Origin of the sequence: Corynebacterium nasorum (assembly GCF_032821635.1) — a bacterium.
GTDB classification, from domain to species: Bacteria; Actinomycetota; Actinomycetes; order Mycobacteriales; family Mycobacteriaceae; genus Corynebacterium; species Corynebacterium kefirresidentii.
The window spans coordinates 166,552-188,115 of record NZ_JAVBIE010000003.1 but is presented as its reverse complement, the minus strand read 5'-3'; the positions used below and the strand labels follow the sequence as shown (position 1 = coordinate 188,115).

Sequence of the window (21,564 nt, the reverse complement as noted above, 5' to 3'; positions counted from 1 at the left end):
TAGTCTATCGCGATTAGTCAGCCGCGCGGCGCAGAGCCGCAAAGAACATGGCATCGGTACCGTGCCGATGTGGCCACATTTGCACGGACTTTTCATGCCCTACATCGCCCATATCAGGAATGAGCCTCTGCGCGTCTAGCTCTGTGGCACCGAGCTCGCGTACGGCGCGGTCGACGATGCCACGAGTCTCGCGCAAGTCTGGCGAACACGTGGAATAAATGACCACTCCGCCTGGGCGCACCAGGTTTAAGGCCGAGGATAAAAGCTCAAATTGCAGCTGAGTAAGCTCGGCAATGTCGGACTCAGACTTGCGCCACCGCGCCTCGGGGCGGCGACGGAGTGCGCCGAGTCCGGAACACGGGGCATCGACAAGCACTCGGTCAAACCCCTGACCCACGCCCGGATTGCGTCCATCTGCCACATGAACGTCCACAGGTAAATCACTTACCGTTTTTTCAATCAGAGCCGCACGGTGCGGGGATACCTCCACCGCGTCCACGTGCGCGGAGTCGATGCGGGCAAGCGCACCCATTAAGGCCGCTTTACCGCCGGGACCGGCGCAGAGATCCAGCCACCGACCAGTGTCTTCGCCCTCCACCGGCGCTTCACATACCGCGCGGGCGATAAGCTGCGAGCCTTCATCTTGGACTGCAGCCAAACCCTGACGTACCGGCTCCAATTGGCCGGGATCGCCGGACTCCATATACACGGCGTAGGGGGAAAAGCGCCCTTCCTCATTGCCGGTCACAAGTGCTAATTCTTCGGCCGAGATTTCCCCGGGGCGGGCCACCAGATGCACCGCAGGCCTATCGGAGTCCGCAGCCAGGGCGGCCTCTAGCTCGCCCAGCCCCAGCACACGACTAAACGATTCCGCGATCCAGGTGGGATGGGCATGTTTGAAGGCAATGCCGGCGATTTCTCCCTCCGGGGCAAGCTTGTCCAGCCACGCCTTGGCCGGCGTGCGGGTAATGGTGCGCATAATGCCATTGGCAAAACCCTTGGCCTTGACCTCACCGCTGGCTTCCACCAAGCGCACGGTGGTATCAACCGCCGCATGGGCCTCCACGCGGGTATAGAGAACCTGATACGCGCCCAAGCGCAAGGCATCAACCACAGCTGGAGAAATGGCTTCGAGGCTGCGCGAGGAGCATTCTGCGATGACGGCATCTACTACGCCGAGGGTGCGGAGGGTGCCGTAGGTGATCTCGGTGGCAAAGGCGGCGTCTCGCCCGGTGAGCTTTTGCTTACGCAGTGCTGTGGGCAAGATGAGGTTGGCAAAGGCATCGTCATCGCTCACCCGACGCACGACGTCGAAAGCCACCGCACGCGGCGCGTCCACACCAGCGGTCAGTGCAGCCTGAATCAGACTGCCTTCCTGGCGCTTGCCGGAACGCTGACCAGAAGCATGAGCCTGTCGACCTCTGCGGTGGCCGTTACGTCCACCATGTTGCTGCTGGTGCGGGCGGCCACCACGGCCTTTCGCTCCACCGGATTTCCGGGGGTCCTGCGGCTTGCCTTCCGGCGACTTATCACCAGATTTACTACGGGAACGGAAACCACCACTCATTGGAACTTCACCTCGGCATCCTTGCCTAGTCCGCGGGCCCAGTCGGCCGCATTCATCATTTTCTTGCCTGGTGGCTGGATTTTACCCAGCTGGACCGGCTGCGTTGCGGTACCAACAAAAACGGCGTTCTTTGCAATGTAGAGCTGCCCAGGCTCTAAGTGCTCCGGTACCGCGGCTGCTGCCTCCACGGGGCTTACTGGTCCCACTTTTACCCGGGCCTCGTCCCACATGGTCCATGCGCCAGGACCTGGGGTGTGCGCACGAATATGCCGGTCGATGGCAAAGGCAGGCTGGGACCACTCCACGCGAGCTTGTGCGGTAGAGATTTTCGGGGCATAGGTGGCCTCGCCCTGCTGCGGTTGTGCCTCCAACTGACCCGCCGCTAGGCCATCCATGGTGGCGACGAGCAGATCGCCGCCGGAATAGGCAAGGCGAGTGAGCAGGTCATCGGCAGTATCGGTGGTGCGGATTTCCTCCGTCACGGTGCCCAGCACCGGACCGGTATCTAGGCCTTCTTCAATGCGGAACGTAGATGCGCCGGTAATCTCATCACCGGCAGCTATGGCAGCTTGTACCGGTGCCGCGCCACGCCATGCCGGGAGCAGGGAAAAATGCAGGTTCACCCAACCATGCTGCGGCAGCTCCAGCAGGTCCTTGGTGACCAGATTGCCATAAGCCACCACCGGAATTGCCTCGGGTTCGAGCTCCCGCAGGCGGGCACGCAGGGCCTGCCCGTCCTCCGTGTCCGGACGCAAGCTGCTAGGAGTTAGCACTTCGATGCCATGTTCTTGGGCTACTGCTTTCACCGGGCTGGGGTGAAGGCTACGGCCGCGGCCCTTCTTAGCATCTGGGCGGGTAATTACCGCCACCACCTCATGCGAGGAGGCAATTAGCTTTTCCAAGGCCACAACGGCGGGCTCAGGGGTACCGGCAAAAATAATCCGCATGCGGGGAAACTCTCCTATTAATCTCGTTCAAACTACTAGGCTACAACGCCGTAGCGCTGCCGCCACAGTAAGCGGGCTATGAGGCGTTAAACCACTCGGATTCACGGATGGCGCGCATAACGTCTTTTCGGTCCACGGCATCGAGGCGCTGCAGGAAAAGCACTCCATCGAGATGGTCCGTTTCATGCTGGATGCACCGAGCCATCAGCCCCGCGGCCACCATGGATAAGGGGCGGCCCTCTATATCCTGACCGCTGACAAAGACGCGGTTGAAGCGGGTGGTTTGCGCGCTAATGCCGGGAATAGAAAGACACCCTTCCGGGCCTGTTTGCTGCTGCGCGCCCAGCGGCGTCCAGACGGGATTAACAATCGCGCCACGCAAGCCAGATTGGGTGTGCGAGCAGTCATAGACAAAAGTCCGTTTGAGTATGCCCACTTGATTGGCCGCCAGCCCTACTCCCCCAGCTTCATCCATGGTCTCGAGCATATCGTTGGCCAAAATACGCAGTCCGCTATCGAACGTGCTTACTTCTTCTGCGCGACTGCCCAGGACAGGGTCGCCGTAGATACGGATTCCGCGAAGAGACATGGCAATCACACCTTTCTAATGCGCTGAAATAAAGCCGGCTGACAATGGAGGGTTTCCCCGTCGAGACTAGCGCATAAGCCCTAGCCGCCCGCTACGGCTAACCCACGTGGATGGGGTCAACCACGATACGCAGTGGCAAGTCATCCTTGCGCGCGCTACGTGCCGCGTTTGCACTGCGCAAGGCGCGCCCTAATTGGGAACGAGGCCCCAATGGGGTGCGGATCACCAGCCGCTGCGCGGGACCAAAGCGCTGGCTATCGTAGTCGCCGGGCAGGCTATGGCCCGGGGGAAGAGGAACTGGGCCCAAAACCTCCGCATGCTCAGGAAGATCCACAAGCTCAGCAAAGCCATCCAGGGACGCATCCGCACCATCAATGGCGGCAAAGTGCACCGCAGGTGGGAATCTTACTTCTCGTCGGGCAGCAAGCTCGGCTGCGGCCGCGCCAACCATATCCCAGCGCAAGAAATGCTGAACCACGCTAAGAGACTCATCGGCAGCCACAATTACCCGGCCGCCCTTGAAATGCGGCTGCACTAGCGTGGCCGCCTGCGCCCACTTCGATAACGTGTCTTCAGTAGCACGCAGATCTTGGCGGTTGAGCAATGCACCAGCGTCCAAGAGCAGCGCCGCACCGTAGGCGCCATCTCGTACATTCGGTTCGGCGCCAGGGGTGGCGATGACAAGGGCCGGCGCATTATCCACTGCCTCGAGGATCTTATTTCCGCCAGAGACCACTACCCGGGTATTAGGAAAGGCACGGCCCAATTCCTCCGCGGTGCGCTCTGAGCCTAAAACGATGGCGCGCAGGCGCGGGGATCCGCATTCACTGCAGCGATGGCGCGCCTCGATGCGACCGCACCAGCGGCAGGTGGGCATTCCTGTCTCCTCCGCGCCGCCCTTGCTTGGCGACGCCCCCGTCGGCGGCAGCCCCAATGGCCCGTTGCAGTGCCGGCAGCGCGCCGGCGCGCGGCATCGGCCGCAGGCCAAAATTGGTGCGTATCCCTTGCGCGGTACTTGCACCAATACCGGCTCTCCCCTATCCAGCGCCTGATGGGCGGCTTGGAAGGCCTGTGCCTGAACTGAAGTGGTGCCGCCTTCTAAATCGCGAGCAATCGATAGACCGAATGGGCCTACCGCCTCAATGGCTGGGCAACGCGCCCCGATCGTTTGTTCTTTGGCGACCACATCGTGCGCCCAGCCTGACTCCACGAGGAGCTGCGTTTCCGCAGTCCGCGAATGGTTTGCCAAGACCATGCTGCAACCTTCAAAAGCAGAACGGGTGGTTAGCACTTCCCTGGCATGGACATAAGGTTTGAGGTTATCTACCAGATTATCGTTGCCATCATCGAGGATAACCGCCAGCTGTAGATGTTTTACTGGGGCGAAGGCGGCGGACCTAGTACCAATTACGACGCGCGCCTGGCCTACCAGGGCTGATAGGTAGCGGCGGTAGCGGGCCTGCGGGCCCATACTATTAGTCAGCACTGTAATCTGCTTCGCCCCTAATACCTGGCGAAGGGCGGCTTCTACCGCATCAACGCTCTTCTGGTCCGGGGCAACTAAGAGCACCCCGCCTCCGTCTAACGCCACCTTGGCCGCGAGCGCAGCTAAGGCATGCGCCCAATCATCGCCCGGGGCGATTTGCCATGCGGCACGGGCGAGCTTGCCAGACAGGATTGAATCAACGAAAGCCTCACCATGCTCATAAGCAGACCACCCCGAAAGGTCAGGCTCGCTCGTGGTACCGAGCTCCTCCCACGGGGTTTCCAAATCGGATTCCTCCGCCTTTGCGTGCCTAGGTGGAATAGCAGAGCGGATAATATCTGAGCGCACTCCGCCATAGCGGTCCGCTAGGGCGTCGATAAGCCGGGCAAGCTGCGGCGGATACACCTGGAACGGTGAGATGATGCGCTCGATAAAGCGCAGGTTACCGCCAAATTCAGAATCATGCAGGCGCTCTAGCACTATCGCATCAACCAAGCGTCCATTAAAGCGGATGCGGACCTTAATCCCCGGCTGAACGTCCTCCGAATCTGCCTCTTCTATAAGGTAATCAAAGCCCCGATCGAGGTGCGCGACCCCTAAAAGAGGCAACACCCGCACAACCGGTTTCCGGGTGGCGGGTGTTTTCTTAGGCATAAGCCCCGATTCTACAGACCGGCGGCCGCGCGCAGTGCTTCTACTCGGTTCAACTGTTCCCATGGCAGCTCAACATCGGTACGGCCAAAGTGACCGTAGGCCGCAGTCTGGGCATAAATGGGCCGTAGCAGGTCGAGTTCGCGGATAATCGCGGCTGGACGCAGGTCGAATACCTGATTTACCGCAGCCTGAATATTCGCATCGCTCAGGCCTTCCTTGGCAGTGCCGAACGTCTCCACGTACAAGCCCACCGGCTTAGCACGACCAATTGCGTAGGCAACCTGAACTTCGGCGCGATCCGCCAAACCAGCGGCGACGATATTCTTAGCCACCCAGCGCATTGCATAAGCAGCGGAGCGGTCTACCTTGCTGGGGTCCTTACCGGAGAAGGCGCCACCGCCGTGACGAGCCATACCACCGTAGGTATCGACGATGATCTTCCGGCCGGTAAGACCGGCATCACCCATGGGTCCACCGAGAATGAAAGACCCTGAAGGGTTGACCAACAACGTCGTGTCTTCGGTGTAGTACTTCTCCAAGCCCGCGTCCTTAATGACCCATTCAAGGACCTCGCTGCGCAATGGGCCCTCCAGCCAAGCGCTATCAACCTCAGTATCGTGCTGAGTAGAAATCACCACGGTATCTAGGTGGGAAGGCTCATTGTCATCGGTATAGGCGAAGGTCACCTGGGTCTTGCCATCCGGACGCAGGTGATCCACGATGCCCTCCTTGCGCACCTGCGTCAGGCGGCGAGAAAGCCGGTGTGCCAAGGCGATAGGCAGGGGCATATACTCGGCGGTCTCATTGGAGGCATAGCCGAACATCAAGCCCTGATCACCTGCACCAGCGGTGTCATTTTCCTCGTCATAGTCCTCGTCATGGGCGCGGGCTTCGGTGGAGTTATCTACGCCGGCGCCGATCTCCTGGGACTGCTCACCGATGGCAATATTGACACCGCAGGTATTGCCATCAAATCCCACCTCAGAGGAGGTAAAGCCAATGGACTTTAGGGTATTGCGCACGAGCGCCGGGATTTCTACATATGCCTCGGTGCGTACCTCTCCCACCACGTGAACCTGACCGGTGGTAACCAACGTCTCAACGGCGACGCGGGATACGGGATCCTTTTCCAGCAGGGCATCGAGGATGGCGTCCGAGATGGCGTCACAAATCTTATCGGGATGGCCTTCCGTAACGGACTCGCTGGTAAAAAGACGAGTTGCCACTGCAGCGTTATCAGTCACAAAAACTTCCTTCGTTCTCACTGTTGATTCGATGCTGTGGGTTTCTACGCCCAAGCCTAATACCTCGCAATCCTAGACCAAGCGGTCTATAAATGCAATTTTAGCTGTCTACACCCGAAACATTTCATTCACAGCCGCCAAAATCTGTGCGGCGACTACTTGTTTCGAGCCATGTTCCACCCGTTGCGGCGCGGAATCTGGCCGCAAAATCCATCCCTCATTCGACTTTTGGCCAAAGGTCTTGGCCCTACCGACCTCATTGGCCATAAGCACATCGCAGCCTTTGCGAACAAACTTTTCTTGGGCATATTCCAAGGCAGACTTGTGGGCGTCACCCGTTTCGGCGGCAAACCCCACAATCACACACTCCGCCGGAATCTCCGAGCGCTCTCGTGCGGCCACAAGCCCTTTGAGGACATCCGGGTTTTCTACCAAATGTAGGGCCGAGAGTGCGTCGTCTGCTTGCCCCTTCTTCATCTTTGACTCAGCTGCCTCCGCGGGGCGGAAATCAGAAACTGCGGCAGCCATAATGATCACGTCCGCATCACGGGCCTCTTCGTGCATCGCTTCCTCCAGTTCCCGGGTGGAAACAATGTGGCGCACCTTCGCACCGCTGGGGACAGGCAGCTGCGCAGTATTCCCAGCCACAAGGGTGACCTGAGCCCCCTTCTGGGCGGCCCATTCCGCGAGCGCGAATCCCTGCCTACCAGAAGATCGATTACCCAAGTACCGCACTGGGTCCAGTTCTTCCTGGGTGCCTCCCGCTGATATGACTACCCTTTTGTCTTGCCAGGTATGTTCAACCCGGTAACCAGCCAATTCGGTGCGCACTACCTCAGCAATCTGCTCCGGCTCCGGAAGGCGACCAGGACCTGAGTCCTTGCCGGTCAAACGGCCATGGGCGGGCTCAATAACCGTAATACCGCGCCGCCGCAAAGTAGCGACGTTGTCTTGCGTGGCGGGATTGTGCCACATCTCTGTATGCATGGCCGGAGCAATGATGACCGGGCACGTCGCCACCAACACGGTCGCCGTAAGTAGATCATCAGCCCGACCGGCGGCCAGTCGCGCGATTAGATCCGCAGTTGCGGGCGCAATTACCACAGCATCCGCCCGCTGCCCGATGTTAACGTGCTGCACCTCATCCACAGCCTCAAAAACGCTGGTGGAAACCGGGTGGCCGGACAGGGCTTCAAACGTTGCAGCGCCAACAAAGTTTAGTGCGCTTTCCGTAGGGACAACGCGCACATCATCGCCCGCCTCCTTGAGATTGCGCACGAGGTGGCACGCTTTGTAGGCGGCGATGCCGCCAGCAACGCCTACAACAATATTGCGAGAGCTATCTTTTTCAATCACACCGCACGATGGTACCTGGCGGCACAAAGAAAGGCCCCACTCGCCGCCCCGGGAAGGTGCACCCCTAGCCGGGGATACACGTCCGTGGCGACGCGTGGAGCCTACAAGCTATTGCACGCTTGTGCGCTAGCTACTTGCCTTCCTCGTGGTCCAGCAAGCCAGCGTCAATTTCGCGCAATGCGATGGACAAAGGCTTTTCGCCTGGCTCTGGAGTAACCAGTGGGCCTACGAATTCGAAGACACCTTCATCCTGCTCTTGGTAGTAGCTATTGATCTGGCGGGCGCGCTTAGCAGCGAAGATGACCAAAGCGTACTTAGAGGAAACCTTGTCCAAAAGCTCATCGATCGGGGGATCAGTAATGCCGATCGGATCATCAAATACTGGCTCCGCCTTTGCGGCTTCAGTGTTAGAAGGGGTGGTCACGTTAGTCACATGCACCTTTACATTGATTGAAGATGGTCAAAAAGGAGGTCTATGCCTGCAGGATATCACTGATGGCAGCCACTGCCTGGTCCAAATCCTCGTTAACAACGACGTGGTCGAACTCATCCTGTGCGGCTAGTTCCTCATGCGCAGTTTGCAACCTACGGTCAATGACGTCTTGCGGCTCGGTACCGCGGCCGGTGAGCCGCTCCACAAGCACGTCCCATGATGGGGGTGCCAAAAAGACCAAGTCTGCCTCCGGCAGTGCTTTCTTAACACTCCTAGCGCCCGCAAGATCAACCTCAACGAGCACTGGGCGTCCTGCGGCCAAAGCTTCCTCTACCGGCTGAGCAGGGGTTCCAGAGCGCTGCAATCCACCGTGAATATCAGCCCATTCGAGCATTTCCCCGGCGTCGATTCGCTGCTGGAAGGCTTCTGGGGTGACGAAGAAGTAGTCGACACCATCCTGCTCCCCGGGACGGGGCTGGCGCGTAGTCATCGACACGCTAAAGTACAGCCCCTCGACGTCACTGCGCAGACGCGAAACCACGGTGGATTTTCCCACTGCGGATGGCCCCGCCAGAACGACGAGGCGACCGCGTGCAGTTGCGTCAGCCATGGTTGTAACTATTCGCCGTAACCGAAACGCTCGAGGAGAGCACGACGCTGACGCTCACCCAAGCCGCGCAGACGACGGGTCTGAGCGATCTCCAGGTCCTCCATGATTTCCTTAGCCTTGACCTTGCCAACCTTCGGCAGAGCCTCGAGGAGTGCAGAAACCTTGGTCTTGCCGATGATCTCATCGGTCTCAGCCTTTTCGAGCACGTCCTTCAGGTCGGTCTCGCCGCGCTTGAGCGCAGCCTTGAGCTCAGCGCGAGCCTTACGGGCCTCAGCGGCCTTTGCGAGAGCTTCCTTGCGCTGCTCATCAGTCAACTTTGGAAGGGCCACGGGTTTCCTCCGATTCATTAGATTGATTCTGTTACGTCTAGTACTTGGTACCAGATTACGGTTGCCTAACGCAGTTTATACACCGCGGAAAGTTATCAATAACCTTCGGGCAAACCGACTTCTGGTAATCCTAGCACTGCTCATTGAACGGTGACGATTAGCGGGTCCAAAAGCACGCCTATTTTAGCACGTCACCGCACATACCTTAAACAAAGTACCAGGTAAGCAGCGCGGCCAGTAATCTGCCACGCCGCCCCTTTTAGTCCCGGAACTCCTGAGCCACGCGATTCACCGCTTTGCGCAGGTCAGCGAGAGCAGGTCCTTGTTCCAATACTGCTCGGGACACGTTCGCGAATCCCAGCGATGGCCGAGCAGAGACAATGCTGTGCACCTGCTCTGGGCCAGCACCTTGGGCGCCAACGCCTGGCAGAAGAACCGGGCCATTGAGCGCATCCAGGCGAGGCGGATTGTCCAAAGTAGCCCCAACGACTACCCCGATGTCTCCCGGCTTGTCGGCCTTCTGCGCCGCTATATTGAGCGCGGCGCATTCATCGACCACTCCTTGTGCGATGGTGCTCTCCTCGCCTACTGGGACGGCTTGGATGGCACGTGCCTCCGGGTTGGAGGTAGCCGCCAAGACGAATACGCCGCAGCCGGTTTCCTCGGCCTTGCTAAACACCGGGCCTAACGCACCAACGCCTAGATAGGGAGACACGGTCACCGAATCTGCGCGCAGGGGTGAGCTATCACCTAGCCAAGCATCTGCGTAGCCGGCCATGGTCGAGCCAATATCGCCACGCTTGGCATCGGCCACGGTCAGGCATCCCACCTCGCGTAGGGACGCCAAGACGTCCTCGAGGACCGCAAACCCCTGGGAACCGAAGCGCTCGAAGAAGGCAACCTGCGGCTTTACCAAGGCAGCGGTATCGCTGAAGGCTTCTACGCAGCGCATGCTGAAGGTCCGCAGACCATCAGCGGTGGGCTCCAGTCCCCACTTTTCCAGCAGATACGGATGCGGGTCTATACCCACACAGAGGCGACCACGCGCCTGGCCCGCTGCCTCAAGCAGCTCACCAAATCCCTTAGTTTTGTGGGCCATGCTCAAGCTCCTGAAGCGCGCGTACCTGCAGGTTGCCAATGCGCATCGCTTCGATACCTTGGACGGCTGCGGTTACGCCCTGCACGGTGGTTACCAGCGGGATTTCCATGTGGACCGCGGCAGCGCGGATATCGTAACCGTCGTGGCGCGCGCCTGCAGAGCCCGCAGGGGTGTTGAGAATCCAGTCGATTTCACCGTTGAAGATCTTATCCACGATGGACTCTTCGCCTTCCTTAGCCTCAGAGACCTTGGCGGCAACCTCACATTCGATGCCATTGCGGCGCAGCATCTGCGCCGTACCGGCGGTAGCGACGATGTTGTAACCCATGTTCGCCAAGCGCTGGATCGGGAAAATCAAGGTGCGCTTGTCCCGGTTGGCGACGGATACGAAGATAGTGCCCTCCGTAGGCGGCACGGCGAAGGCAGCGATTTCGCCTTTGGCGTAGGCCGCACCGAAGTTGGTAGCCAAGCCCATAACCTCACCGGTGGACTTCATTTCCGGCGACAGCAGCGTATCGAGCAGGCTGCCATCGGTCCGGCGGAAGCGGTTAAACGGCAAGACCGCTTCTTTGACTGCGATCGGGTGCTCCAGCGGCAAGGAACCACCGTCATATTCAGAAGGAATCATGCCTTCGGCGCGCAGCTCCGCGATGGTAGAGCCCATCATGACGCGAGAAGCTGCCTTAGCTAGTGGAACGCCGGTCGCCTTGGAGACAAATGGCACGGTACGGGAAGCACGTGGGTTGGCCTCGATGACGTAGAGGATGTCGTCCTTCAGGGCGAACTGAACGTTCATCAGGCCCTTGACGCCAATACCCTCCGCTAGAAGCCGGGTGGAGGTGCGGACCTTTTCGATATCCTCTGGTCCCAGCGTCATAGGCGGCAGTGCACAGGAAGAGTCGCCCGAGTGGATGCCGGCTTCCTCGATGTGCTCCATCACACCGCCCAAGTAGACCTCGTTGCCGTCGCAGAGTGCGTCGACGTCGATCTCGATCGCGGAATCTAGGAAACGGTCCACTAGGACCGGGTGGTCCGGGGAAAGCTCGGTAGCACGTTCGATGTAGTCTTCCAGCGCCTTTTCGTCGTAGACGATCTCCATACCGCGGCCGCCCAAAACATAGGACGGGCGGACCAATACTGGGTAGCCGATAGAGGAGGCAACCTCGCGCGCCTCAGCAAAGGAGGTGGCGGTGCCATACTCTGGTGCTGCCAATTCGGCTTCGTCGAGGACCTTGCCAAACTCGCCGCGGTCCTCAGCGGAGTCAATAGCTGCTGGGCTGGTGCCCACAACAGGAACTCCTGCCTCCTCCAACCGGGCTGCAAGGCCCAGTGGAGTCTGGCCGCCGAGCTGAACAATGACGCCGGCAACATCACCGGAAGCGGCCTCTGCGTGGTAGACCTCCATGACGTCCTCGAAGGTCAACGGCTCGAAGTAGAGGCGGTCCGCGGTGTCATAGTCAGTGGACACGGTCTCTGGGTTGCAGTTGACCATGACGGTCTCATAGCCCTGCTCCGAGAGCTCGAGAGCTGCGTGCACGCAGGAGTAGTCAAATTCGATACCTTGACCGATGCGGTTCGGTCCGGAGCCCAGAATAATGACCTTACCCTTGGAGCCTTCCGGTGCGGGGCGAACCTCGGTCTCGGCTTCCGGATCAAGCTCATAGGAGCTGTAGTGGTATGGGGTCTGTGCCTCGAACTCGCCGGCACAGGTGTCAACGGTCTTGTAGACAGGGCGGATACCCATGCGCCAGCGTAGGCTGCGTACGCCATCTTCGCCGTTGAATTCGGGGCGAAGGGCGGCAATCTGGGCGTCGGAAAGCCCAAAGAACTTGGCCTCGCGCAGCAGCTCCTCGGTGAGCACTGGGGCATCGATAAGCTCTTGGCGGAAGGCTACCAGCGTGGCCAGCTCAGCGATGAACCACGGGTCAACGCCGGAAGCCTCATGGACCTCGTCCACCGAGGCGCCGAGGCGCAGGGCCAATTCAATGTCGTACATGCGGCCCTCGGTCGGGCGCTCAAGATCCTTGAGTACCGCCTTGAGGTCACCAGCGCGCTCGCCGGCGAAGTACTCATCCGGCTTGGTCCAGAAGCCATTGGGCTTGTTTTCCAAAGAACGCATGACCTTATTGAGGCCCGCGATGTAGTTGCGGCCGATGCCCATGGCCTCGCCCACAGACTTCATGGTGGTCGTCAGGGTATCGTCTGCGCCCGGGAACTTCTCAAAGGCAAAGCGCGGGGCCTTGACAATGACGTAGTCCAAGGTCGGCTCGAATGCGGCCTTGGTTTCGCCGGTGATATCGTTTTGCACCTCGTCCAAGGTATAACCAATGGCGAGCTTGGCAGCCAGCTTAGCAATGGGGAAGCCGGTGGCCTTGGACGCCAGCGCGGAGGAACGGGACACGCGCGGGTTCATCTCGATGACGATGATGCGACCGTCTTCCGGGTTGACGGCGAACTGGATATTGCAGCCACCGGTATCGACTCCGACCTCGCGGATAATCGCGATACCGAGGTCGCGCATCTTCTGGAACTCACGGTCGGTCAGGGTCAGCGCTGGGGCAACCGTAACGGAATCGCCGGTGTGCACGCCGAGGGCGTCAACGTTTTCGATGGAGGCCACGACCACGACGTTGTCGTCGCCATCGCGCATAAGCTCGAGCTCATATTCCTTCCAGCCGAGAATAGACTCCTCAATAAGCACGTTGGCCTCAGGGGACGCGGCCAGGCCGCCGCCAGCAATGCGGTCTAGGTCCTCATTATTGAAGGCCAGACCAGAGCCCAAGCCACCCATGGTAAAGGAGGGGCGGACCACTACGGGCAGGCCGAGCTTGTCGACGGTCTCGTGTACCTCATCCATGTTGTGGCACACCGCGGAGCGAGCGGACTCGCCGCCAATGGAGGCGACAATATCCTTGAATTTCTGGCGGTCTTCACCGCGCTCAATGGCGTCAATATCGGCGCCGATGAGCTCAATGCCGTACTTGTCCAAAATCCCCTTGCGGTCCAGCTGGACTGCCGCATTCAGCGCGGTCTGGCCACCCAAGGTGGCGAGCACAGCGTCAATAGGGTGTCCCTCTTCGCGCTCCTTGACCAAAATCTTCTCGATGTAGTCCGGCTCAATGGGCTCGACGTAGGTGTGGTCCGCGAACTCAGGGTCGGTCATGATGGTGGCCGGGTTGGAGTTGACCAGGGTTACCCGAAGGCCTTCTTCCTTGAGCACGCGGCAGGCCTGAGTGCCGGAGTAGTCGAACTCGCAAGCCTGGCCGATGACGATCGGTCCGGAGCCGATGACCAGGACGTGGTTGATGTCGTTGCGCTTTGGCATAGTTTTTCTTCCTTTTCCTGGTTGTTTACTTATTCGGGGTGTGGTTAGCCATCAGTTCTTCGAACTGATCAAAAAGTGGATTGGCATCGTGCGGTCCAGCTGCGGACTCGGGGTGATACTGCACGGAATAGGCCATGCCATTCTTCAAAGCAACGCCCTCCACCGTGTCGTCATTGAGGCAGATGTGGGTGACCTGCGCGGGACCGAAGTCGGTGTCAAACTCGGCGTCTTTACTCTCTAGGTCATAGCCCTCCGGCGCCTTGAGCGCGAAGCCGTGATTCTGCGAGGTGATGTCGATCTTGCCGGTTAAGTTATTGCGCACCGGCACGTTGATGCCACGGTGGCCGAACTTCATCTTGTAGGTATCCAGGCCCAGCGCGCGCCCGAGGAGCTGGTTGCCAAAGCAGATGCCGAAGAACGGAATCTTTGCCTCAAGCACCTGCTTGATGATGCCTACCATCTCATCGGCCGTAGCCGGGTCGCCCGGGCCATTGGAGACGAAGACGCCATCCGGGTTATAGGACTTCACCTTGTCAAAGGAGGTATTTGCAGGCACAACGATGGTCTCAATCCCGCGCTGCGAGAAGTGGCGCGGGGTCGCGGTCTTCACACCCATATCGAAGGCAACGACGGTGTACTTCTTCTCCCCCACGGCCTCAACCGTGTAGGGCTCGTTCGTAGATACCTCTGCGGCAAGGTCAGCGCCCTCCATGGAGTCTTGGGCTTTTACTTCCTTTAGCAGCTCCTCTACTGGACGCTGCGCATCCTCGCCGGAAAAAAGACCGGCGGAAATAGAGCCGTAGTTGCGCAGGTGGCGTACCAAGGTGCGGGTATCAATACCGCGAATACCGATGACGCCTTGCTTTTCCATCTCCTCGCTCAAGCTGCGCTCTGCGCGCCAGTTGGATACGCGCTGGGCGAGGTCGCGGATAACGAGGCCAGCAACCCAAATACGGTTGCCGTGGGACTCATTGTCCTCGTCATTCCACCCGGTATTGCCAATATGCGGCGCTGCGGAAACCACAATCTGGCGGTGGTAGGACGGGTCCGTCATGGTTTCCTGGTAGCCGGTCATCGCCGTGGTGAATACGGCCTCACCCAAGGTGGTGCCGGTGGCACCAAAGCCATAACCGCGGAAGGTGCGCCCGTCCGCGAGAACGAGGATTGCTGGGGTTCTATCAGTCACGTCGTGGCCTTTCTCTGCCATATAGGTGGTCTCAGTGTGCAAGGTTAGTCTTCTTCGGAGGCTGCCAAGTCAAAAGTGACGGCTCCTCGCAAAATGGTGTGGGTAACGCGGGCGCCGAACTCTTCACCTGCATACGGGTTGTTTTCGGACTTGGATGCCAGCTTGGAGGAATCAGACACCCAGTGGTGGGCTGGGTCCACAATGGTCAAATTCGCGGGCTCGCCTTCTGCGATGGGGCGACCGTGACCCGGCAGGCGGGTGATTTCCGCCGGGCGCTCGGACATGACGCGGGCGACAAAACGCCAATCGGCCAGTCCGGTCTCAACGAAGATTTTGGCGATAACGGCCAGGGAAGATTCCAGGCCCAGCATGCCTGGTCGGGCATTTTCAAACTCCACGCACTTGTCTTCGGAGCCGTGCGGGGCATGGTCAGTGGCCACGCAGTCGATGGTGCCGTCGAGCAGCGCCTGGCGCAGGGCTTCGGTATCGCGCTTCTCGCGCAACGGCGGGTTAACGCGGAAGAGGCCATCGTAGGTGCGCAGCTTATCGTCAGTCATCAACAGGTGGTGCGGGGTGACCTCAGCGGTCAGCGGGATTTCCTGCTCCTTGGCCCACTTGAGCAGCTCCACGGTTCCCTGAGTGGATGCGTGACAAATGTGCACGCGATTGCCATAGTCGCGCGCCAAGAGTGCATCGCGGGCCACGATGGATTCTTCCGCCACGCGCGGCCAGCCGCGCAGGCCTAGCTTGGCTGCGGTCTCGCCTTCGTGCGCCGAAGCACCGCCGGTCATGCGGTCATCCTCGGCGTGCTGAGCCAGCAGTACATCCATACCCTTGGCGTACTCCAAGGCGCGACGCATCAGCTGCGGATCCTGGACGCACTTGCCATCATCGGAGAACATGCGGACCTTGGCATCCGAGCGGGCCATCATGCCGAACTCGGTAAGGGTCTTGCCCTCCAGGCCCTTGGTAATAGAGCCCACTGGGTGGACGTCGCACAGCGCTAAGGCCTGGGATTTAGCCCACACGGATTCCGCGATGATCGGCTGATCGGTCACCGGGTTGGTATTGGCCATAGTAAACACGGCGGTGAAACCACCCTTAGCGGCAGCCTTGGAGCCGGTCCCGATGGTTTCGGTGTCCTCACGGCCGGGCTCGCGCAGGTGCACGTGCATATCTACGAGCCCCGGTAGAAGAACGTTGCCCTCGCCGTTGATGACCTTAGCGTCTTGTGCCGCAACGTCACCGCCAATGGCTGAAACAACGCCATCTTTAACCAGCACATTGGTGGGCTCGCCTTCGCCATACAAGCGCACATTCTTAATCACAAGTGGGGATTCCGCCGGCGCGGAAAGGCGACCGGTTTCTGGGTAAGTAGTCATTTTCTCTCCCTAAGGTTGATTGCGGGTCGCGATATTAAATGCCGGCGTTTTCGCCATTGGTCAGCAGCGTAAACAGCACGGCCATGCGGGCGTGCACGCCGTTGTGTACCTGCTGCAGGACGGCGGTTTTATCCAGATCAGCCACGCCATAGTTGATCTCCATGCCGCGCAGCATAGGGCCAGGGTGCATGACAACGGCGTCTTTGTGCATTGCCGCCGCGCGGTCCTTGGACAGGCCGAAGAGGTTGGCGTATTCGCGGTGGGACGGGAAGAAACCGCCATTCATGCGCTCTTGCTGCACGCGCAGCATCATGACCACATCGGCCTCGGCGATCTCTGCATCAAAGTCATAGGACACGCGCACCGGCCAATTCTCCACCCCGAAGGGCATGAGCGTAGCTGGCCCCACGAGGGTTACCTCTGCCCCCAGCGTGTTAAGCAAATCCACGTTAGAGCGCACCACGCGCGAGTGCAGGCAATCGCCCACAATTTTCACTTTGAGACCGGCAAAGCCTTGCTCGCCCTGCAAGCCGAGTCGTTGCCGCATGGTTACCGCGTCAAGCAGCGCCTGCGTTGGGTGCTGGTGGGCGCCATCACCGGCGTTGATAACGGAGGGGCCCTTGCCCTCAGGGGCTACCCACTGGGCCAGCTGCTGCGGTGCACCAGAGGAAGGGTGACGCATGATGATCGCATCGGCGCCGATGGCGGCCAAGGTAAGGCCCGTATCCTTCAGGGACTCGCCCTTCTTTACCGAGGAGGTAGAGGCGGATAGGTTGATGACGTCCGCCGACATCCACTTGCCGGCCGTTTCAAAGGAGGAACGGGTGCGAGTGGAGTTTTCATAAAAAAGCGTATAGATGGTGCGCCCGCGCAAGGTAGGAAGCTTTTTAACTTCGCGGCCTTCGAGGGCCTCGCGGAAGCGATCCGCTTCATCCATCAGGCCGATAATTTCAGACTTATCGAGCTCCGCCATATCGATGAGGTGCTTCATGGTTATGCCTCCCCCTTCTCAGTGCCTGCGGCATCGAGGTTGACGGCAGCTCGGGTCAGCACGACTGCGTCTCGACCGTCAATCTCATTGTTATATACGGTGACGTCTTCTTCTCGCGCGGTAGGCAGGTTTTTGCCCACATAATCTGCGCGGATGGGAACTTCGCGGTGGCCGCGGTCTACCAGAACTGCGAGCTGGATAATATCGGGCCGGCCAACGTCGCTTAGCGCATCAAGGGCGGCGCGAATCGTGCGGCCGGAATACAAAACATCATCAACCAGGATGACAATCGCGTTATCGATACCGCCGGTAGGAATGGTGGTGGGTTGCAATGCGCGATGCGGCTTATTGAGCAAATCATCGCGGTAGAGGGTGATATCGAGGGAGCCCCATGGGACTTCTACCCCGGAAAATTCTGCGATCTTAAGTGCAAGACGCTGTGCTAGCGGCACGCCACCAGAGGGAATGCCAAGCAGAATGACCCGCGGAGCCTCCGCGGAATCGAGCGCCGTTTTTTCAATGATCTGGTGCGCGATGCGTGCAACGGTACGCGAGACATCATCGGAGTTTAAAAGCTCCAATTGTTTCGCGGTAGCGTTAGTTTCACTCATCGTGACCTCCTTCCCCGCCTCACGGTGCGGTCTTTAAAGGATGCCGATAGATGGTCTCAAAAGTGTCTATGGTGTTAGACACAAGATACTTTAGCACCCCACCCGCCATTCGGGTGAGGCAACCCAGAAAGGTACTTCGACGGTGAGTTTTTCTGCACAACACGTAGTCCCTGCACCCCGCACAGATGTCTGGGCCTGGCATACCCGCCCAGGTGCTCTCACCCGGCTCAACGCCCCGTTCGCCTTTATGACCCCAGTGCAACAAGCACAGAGCCTGGGTGATGGCACTTCGATTCTGCGCTTGCCTGGTGGCCTGCAGTGGAAGGCACAACATGTGTTGTCCCGTTACCAGGAGGGCTATTCCTTTAGTGATGAGTGCGTCAATTCCCCACTGCGCCAGCTGACTCAGTGGCGCCACACCCACACCTTCGCCGAGGACCCAGCCGGTACCCGGGTGACGGATGAGGTGGACACGCGCGTTCCTTCCGCCGCATTGAAATCAGTCTTTGCTTATCGGCAGCATCAGCTGATTGAAGACTTTGCCTTCTTCAAACGCCTGCGCGATGCAGGACTTAATACCCGACCATTGACCATTGCGATGACAGGTTCGCGCGGCAGTGTCGGCACGGCGCTTACCGCGCAGCTACGTACCGCCGGCCATACAGTGATCCAGCTCGTGCGTGGTAAGGCGGGCAGTGGCCAGCGCCACTGGAATACCAACCTCCCCGATCCGCACTTGCTAGACGGCGTGGACGTCCTTGTCCACCTGGCGGGCGAGCCCATCTTCGGCCGTTTTAATGAGGAACACAAGGCTGCCATTCGGGATTCCCGCGTGGGCCCTACCCGGAGCTTGGCTCGCATCGCCGGCGAAACGCCATCCGTAAAGGCCATGGTGTGCGCCTCTGCTATCGGCTTTTATGGCGCAAACCGGGGCGAGGAAGTCTTAACTGAGGACTCCGAACCGGGAGAGGGATTCTTAGCCGATGTCGTGCGCCAGTGGGAGGACGCCTGCGAACCCGCCCGCGCAGCGGGCACCCGCGTAGTCAATATCCGCACCGGCATTGCCATGTCAGGCGGCTCCGGCCTACTGCCGCTGCTGCGAGCCCTCTTCTCCACCGGACTGGGTGGCCCCTTTGGCGATGGCAAATTCTGGTTTAGCTGGGTTGCTATCGATGACCTTACGGATGCCTATTTCCGCGCCATCGTGGATGATTCGCTTTCCGGCCCGGTCAATGCGGCCTCCCCCAACCCGGTCCTAAATAAGGAGTTCGTTGCTGCATTGGGCAAAGAGCTCCACCGGCCGGCTATTGTGCCCGTGCCCTCCTTTGGTCCTGCGCTCTTGCTCGGGCGCGAGGGCGCCCAGGAGTTAGCCTTGGCAGAACAGCGCGTAGCCCCCACCGTGCTCACCGAGATCGGTCATAGCTTCCGCTACTCCACTATCGACGCCGCCTTGGCGCATGAACTGGGTGGCGAAAGCCTCTGCTAATTGCGGGCCACTCCCCGTGGACGCCCCAGACACGTTTGGCGCAGCGCCACCGGAGTGCGACGCAATTTGTCGGTCAGCCAAAGGTTGTGGGCAGTGATTCACCATCGCAGCTCGTTGCGGCAACGCGCACGTACTGCACCACCCCGATATAACTTCCGAGCAAGACCTGCGGTGTTCTTCTCCTGCCGGAAAGCACGGGTGTAGTTAGGTAGGCTAGGAAGGGTTGACCTTAACCCCGATTAGTACATGGATTGAGACTGTTTAAGTGTCTGAAGAACCAACCCTGTATCCCGATACGCCGGTAGAGCCCGTTACTCTCGAGCGTATTGGTGAGATCTTTGAGTCCGAAAACCTCGAGTACCGCCTAGAAGAGCAGCCTGTAGGCGAGGACGAGACCGTACGTATCCTGCGTACCGGCTTTTCCAATGTTGCCATTGCTATGCAGGTTCGCGATGACGTCCTCGTCGCCGATTCTGTTTGGCGCGGCAACGTCCCTTCTTCTGAGGGACCTAGCCTGCTGATGGTTCTCAACCAGTGGAACCAGCAGCACTTTGCACCGACCCTGCGCTTTTTCGAGTCCGCAGAAAACAACCTCGCGGTCTCCGGTGTACGCGAAATTAATGTGGCACACGGCCTATCCCGGAACCAGATTGGTTCCTTTGTGATGTCCACCCTGGACTCTATGCTGCAGTCCTTCGCCTTCGTCGAGGAACATTACCCACAGCTCGTGACCTGGGAGGAGCACAACCATGACTAATGCATCTACGGAAAATAACCTGCCAGAAATCAGCCTGGACCGCGTTATCGAGGCAATGCGTACCTTCGATATTGAGCTGACCACAATGGACGCTGATATCGACGCAGCCACCGCTAACCTCAATGGCCTGCCCACCATGTTCGCGGTACTAGACTCCGTCGTTATCGTTCGTTGCGACGTGCCTACCGACGCCGCCTATTCCAAGGCCGACGCCGGCCTATTCTTGGCTGCAAACCAGATCAACTCGGTAGCTTTCGGTGCGCGCGCGGTTATCTCAGAGCACGATGACATGCTCGTCGTGCGCACCGAGCGCGATATCCCCGCTGCCGCTGGTATGAATGACGAGCAGCTGCAGGCAGCCTTAAAGTCTGCAGTAGACGGCGTAATTCGTGGGCAGGACGCCATGGTCTCTGCTGCAGAAGAGATGGCCAAGCTTGGCTCCGAAACTGCTGGCAAGGCCGGCGCGGAAGGCAATAACTCGGGTGCTGGAGATGCCACGAGTTAACTAGGCCTACCAAGAATCAAGCTCCCTTAACCTGCCATTCCTCATGTGGGAATGGTGGGCAGAAAGGGAGCTTTTCTTGTGCACATTTTCTGGCGGATTCTAGGCGTCGAGAATGCGCTGGCGTTCTTCTTCTGGATCAAAATCCGGTGCGGGCCACGATAGCTCTAGGTGGCGCAGCGCGTCGACAATGAGGAACTTCAATGCCATGCGGGCGTACTTCTTATTATCTGTGGGGATGACGTACCACGGTGCCCAGATCTCATCCGTTCGGCGAATGGCATCTTCATAAGCAGCCATGTACTCGTCCCAGTATCCGCGCTCCTCAATATCGGATGGGTCGTATTTCCAATATTTGTCCTCGCGTTCGGTGCGCTCCAGCAAGTTTTCTTTTTGGAACTGCGGAGAGATATGCAGGAATATCTTTAAAATCTTGACGTTTTTGCCGGCAAGTTCCTGCTCATAGTCCCGGATGGCTGCAAAACGGCGGTCCACTTCGTCTTCGTCTACCCATTTATGCACCCGCTGGATGAGCACATCTTCATAATGGGAGCGGTCGAAGGCCACAATCTGGCCCGGCACGGGGTCATGTTTGCGAATGCGCCACAAAAAGTCGTGCTCCAGCTCCTCCTCTGTCGGCTTACCAAAGCCGACAGTTTTGGTGCCCTGCGGGTCAAAGACCGAAAAGACATTACGGATGGCGCCGCCTTTGCCGGAGGTGTCCATTCCTTGCAAAACTACGAGCAAGGAAGGAGCGCCTTCTTCGTGGGCGCGGCCATTGGCAAAGAGACGCTCCTGAAGGTCGTAAAGCTCTTCATCGTAATGCCCGAAACGATCAGCTAGGTCGGATTTGGAGCCACTGAAGCCCGGTGTAGAGGTGGGGTCCACATCAGCGAGGCGGAAATTCTTCCCTGCCCTCAGGCCCAGTGCATCATGAATCTTGAATTTGCCCATGCCTGCCATGGTACAAAAATACCGCCCGCGGCCAGCCTGGTATTTCAACCAAGCCG

Annotated in this window: 19 protein-coding genes; 3 read left to right on the top strand and 16 right to left on the bottom strand. The window is 59.2% G+C overall.

Annotated features, from left to right (window positions below):
* Positions 1-13 precede the first annotated feature (13 nt).
* The 15 genes from RAE07_RS04250 to pyrR form a co-directional block, all read right to left on the bottom strand.
* Positions 14-1,567 carry an RsmB/NOP family class I SAM-dependent RNA methyltransferase gene (locus RAE07_RS04250; protein ID WP_284835358.1) on the bottom strand — a complete coding sequence of 518 codons (1,554 nt, stop codon included), beginning with the start codon at positions 1,565-1,567 and terminating at the stop codon, positions 14-16.
* Positions 1,564-2,514 carry a methionyl-tRNA formyltransferase gene (gene fmt / locus RAE07_RS04245; RefSeq protein WP_239207660.1) on the bottom strand — a complete coding sequence of 317 codons (951 nt, stop codon included), beginning with the start codon at positions 2,512-2,514 and terminating at the stop codon, positions 1,564-1,566. The genes RAE07_RS04250 and fmt overlap by 4 nt, the downstream gene beginning before the upstream one ends.
* A gap of 76 nt (positions 2,515-2,590) precedes the next feature.
* Positions 2,591-3,103, bottom strand: coding sequence for a peptide deformylase (gene def / locus RAE07_RS04240; protein ID WP_284835359.1), 513 nt, complete (start codon positions 3,101-3,103; stop codon positions 2,591-2,593).
* Between the two features lie 97 nt (positions 3,104-3,200).
* On the bottom strand, positions 3,201-5,243 hold the full coding sequence (locus RAE07_RS04235; protein ID WP_317001403.1) for a primosomal protein N': 2,043 nt from the start codon (positions 5,241-5,243) through the stop codon (positions 3,201-3,203).
* Positions 5,244-5,254: 11 nt separating this feature from the next.
* Positions 5,255-6,487: a methionine adenosyltransferase gene (metK, locus tag RAE07_RS04230; RefSeq protein ID WP_317001401.1), complete on the bottom strand. Its 1,233-nt coding sequence runs from the start codon at positions 6,485-6,487 to the stop codon at positions 5,255-5,257.
* 108 nt (positions 6,488-6,595) lie between these two features.
* Positions 6,596-7,843, bottom strand: a complete 1,248-nt coding sequence (gene coaBC, locus RAE07_RS04225) for a bifunctional phosphopantothenoylcysteine decarboxylase/phosphopantothenate--cysteine ligase CoaBC (protein ID WP_317001399.1) — start codon at positions 7,841-7,843, stop codon at positions 6,596-6,598.
* A 130-nt stretch (positions 7,844-7,973) separates the two neighbouring features.
* Positions 7,974-8,276 (bottom strand): DNA-directed RNA polymerase subunit omega, encoded by a 303-nt coding sequence (rpoZ, locus tag RAE07_RS04220; protein WP_005324891.1) that lies wholly within the window; start codon positions 8,274-8,276, stop codon positions 7,974-7,976.
* A 40-nt stretch (positions 8,277-8,316) separates the two neighbouring features.
* Complete coding sequence (gene gmk / locus RAE07_RS04215) at positions 8,317-8,886, bottom strand: guanylate kinase (protein ID WP_023021478.1); 570 nt, start codon at positions 8,884-8,886, stop codon at positions 8,317-8,319.
* Between the two features lie 8 nt (positions 8,887-8,894).
* Positions 8,895-9,215, bottom strand: a complete 321-nt coding sequence (mihF, locus tag RAE07_RS04210; protein WP_005328460.1) for an integration host factor, actinobacterial type — start codon at positions 9,213-9,215, stop codon at positions 8,895-8,897.
* A 259-nt stretch (positions 9,216-9,474) separates the two neighbouring features.
* Positions 9,475-10,314, bottom strand: coding sequence for an orotidine-5'-phosphate decarboxylase (gene pyrF, locus RAE07_RS04205; protein ID WP_317001397.1), 840 nt, complete (start codon positions 10,312-10,314; stop codon positions 9,475-9,477).
* A complete protein-coding gene (gene carB, locus RAE07_RS04200) occupies positions 10,298-13,639 on the bottom strand; it encodes a carbamoyl-phosphate synthase large subunit (RefSeq protein ID WP_316328562.1) in 3,342 nt (1,113 codons plus the stop codon). The genes pyrF and carB overlap by 17 nt, the downstream gene beginning before the upstream one ends.
* Positions 13,640-13,664: 25 nt before the next feature.
* Positions 13,665-14,846 carry a glutamine-hydrolyzing carbamoyl-phosphate synthase small subunit gene (gene carA, locus RAE07_RS04195; protein ID WP_200289036.1) on the bottom strand — a complete coding sequence of 394 codons (1,182 nt, stop codon included), beginning with the start codon at positions 14,844-14,846 and terminating at the stop codon, positions 13,665-13,667.
* 23 nt (positions 14,847-14,869) lie between these two features.
* The gene (locus RAE07_RS04190; protein ID WP_200287460.1) at positions 14,870-16,207 is read right to left on the bottom strand and encodes a dihydroorotase; all 1,338 of its coding nucleotides are present in this window, start codon (positions 16,205-16,207) and stop codon (positions 14,870-14,872) included.
* A 34-nt stretch (positions 16,208-16,241) separates the two neighbouring features.
* Positions 16,242-17,198 carry an aspartate carbamoyltransferase catalytic subunit gene (locus tag RAE07_RS04185; RefSeq protein WP_200287458.1) on the bottom strand — a complete coding sequence of 319 codons (957 nt, stop codon included), beginning with the start codon at positions 17,196-17,198 and terminating at the stop codon, positions 16,242-16,244.
* Positions 17,199-17,200: 2 nt separating this feature from the next.
* Positions 17,201-17,809 carry a bifunctional pyr operon transcriptional regulator/uracil phosphoribosyltransferase PyrR gene (gene pyrR / locus RAE07_RS04180; RefSeq protein ID WP_316328776.1) on the bottom strand — a complete coding sequence of 203 codons (609 nt, stop codon included), beginning with the start codon at positions 17,807-17,809 and terminating at the stop codon, positions 17,201-17,203.
* A 142-nt stretch (positions 17,810-17,951) separates the two neighbouring features.
* Between pyrR and RAE07_RS04175 the strand changes: the two genes are divergently transcribed.
* From RAE07_RS04175 to RAE07_RS04165, 3 genes are all read left to right on the top strand, one after another.
* Positions 17,952-19,295, top strand: a complete 1,344-nt coding sequence (locus RAE07_RS04175) for a TIGR01777 family oxidoreductase (protein WP_284835363.1) — start codon at positions 17,952-17,954, stop codon at positions 19,293-19,295.
* A gap of 265 nt (positions 19,296-19,560) precedes the next feature.
* Positions 19,561-20,052 carry a YbjN domain-containing protein gene (locus RAE07_RS04170; RefSeq protein WP_023021470.1) on the top strand — a complete coding sequence of 164 codons (492 nt, stop codon included), beginning with the start codon at positions 19,561-19,563 and terminating at the stop codon, positions 20,050-20,052.
* The gene (locus tag RAE07_RS04165; RefSeq protein WP_317001395.1) at positions 20,045-20,557 is read left to right on the top strand and encodes a YbjN domain-containing protein; all 513 of its coding nucleotides are present in this window, start codon (positions 20,045-20,047) and stop codon (positions 20,555-20,557) included. Before RAE07_RS04170 ends, RAE07_RS04165 begins: the two co-directional genes overlap by 8 nt.
* 99 nt (positions 20,558-20,656) lie before the next feature.
* Here RAE07_RS04165 and RAE07_RS04160 read toward each other — a convergent pair whose 3' ends face one another.
* Positions 20,657-21,508 (bottom strand): PPK2 family polyphosphate kinase, encoded by an 852-nt coding sequence (locus RAE07_RS04160; protein ID WP_316328654.1) that lies wholly within the window; start codon positions 21,506-21,508, stop codon positions 20,657-20,659.
* Between the last annotated feature and the right edge of the window lie 56 nt (positions 21,509-21,564).

What these genes read in the sequence shown, in the direction of transcription:
- carA (WP_200289036.1), bottom strand. Translation starts at nt 14,846, where the DNA reads ATGGCAGAGAAAGGCCACGACGTGACTGATAGAACCCCAGCAATCCTC.
- RAE07_RS04160 (WP_316328654.1), bottom strand. Translation starts at nt 21,508, where the DNA reads ATGGGCAAATTCAAGATTCATGATGCACTGGGCCTGAGGGCAGGGAAG.
- pyrR (WP_316328776.1), bottom strand. Translation starts at nt 17,809, where the DNA reads ATGAGTGAAACTAACGCTACCGCGAAACAATTGGAGCTTTTAAACTCC.
- fmt (WP_239207660.1), bottom strand. Translation starts at nt 2,514, where the DNA reads ATGCGGATTATTTTTGCCGGTACCCCTGAGCCCGCCGTTGTGGCCTTG.
- RAE07_RS04185 (WP_200287458.1), bottom strand. Translation starts at nt 17,198, where the DNA reads ATGAAGCACCTCATCGATATGGCGGAGCTCGATAAGTCTGAAATTATC.
- def (WP_284835359.1), bottom strand. Translation starts at nt 3,103, where the DNA reads ATGTCTCTTCGCGGAATCCGTATCTACGGCGACCCTGTCCTGGGCAGT.
- RAE07_RS04190 (WP_200287460.1), bottom strand. Translation starts at nt 16,207, where the DNA reads ATGACTACTTACCCAGAAACCGGTCGCCTTTCCGCGCCGGCGGAATCC.
- carB (WP_316328562.1), bottom strand. Translation starts at nt 13,639, where the DNA reads ATGCCAAAGCGCAACGACATCAACCACGTCCTGGTCATCGGCTCCGGA.
- RAE07_RS04235 (WP_317001403.1), bottom strand. Translation starts at nt 5,243, where the DNA reads ATGCCTAAGAAAACACCCGCCACCCGGAAACCGGTTGTGCGGGTGTTG.
- RAE07_RS04165 (WP_317001395.1), top strand. Translation starts at nt 20,045, where the DNA reads ATGACTAATGCATCTACGGAAAATAACCTGCCAGAAATCAGCCTGGAC.
- RAE07_RS04250 (WP_284835358.1), bottom strand. Translation starts at nt 1,567, where the DNA reads ATGAGTGGTGGTTTCCGTTCCCGTAGTAAATCTGGTGATAAGTCGCCG.
- pyrF (WP_317001397.1), bottom strand. Translation starts at nt 10,314, where the DNA reads ATGGCCCACAAAACTAAGGGATTTGGTGAGCTGCTTGAGGCAGCGGGC.
- gmk (WP_023021478.1), bottom strand. Translation starts at nt 8,886, where the DNA reads ATGGCTGACGCAACTGCACGCGGTCGCCTCGTCGTTCTGGCGGGGCCA.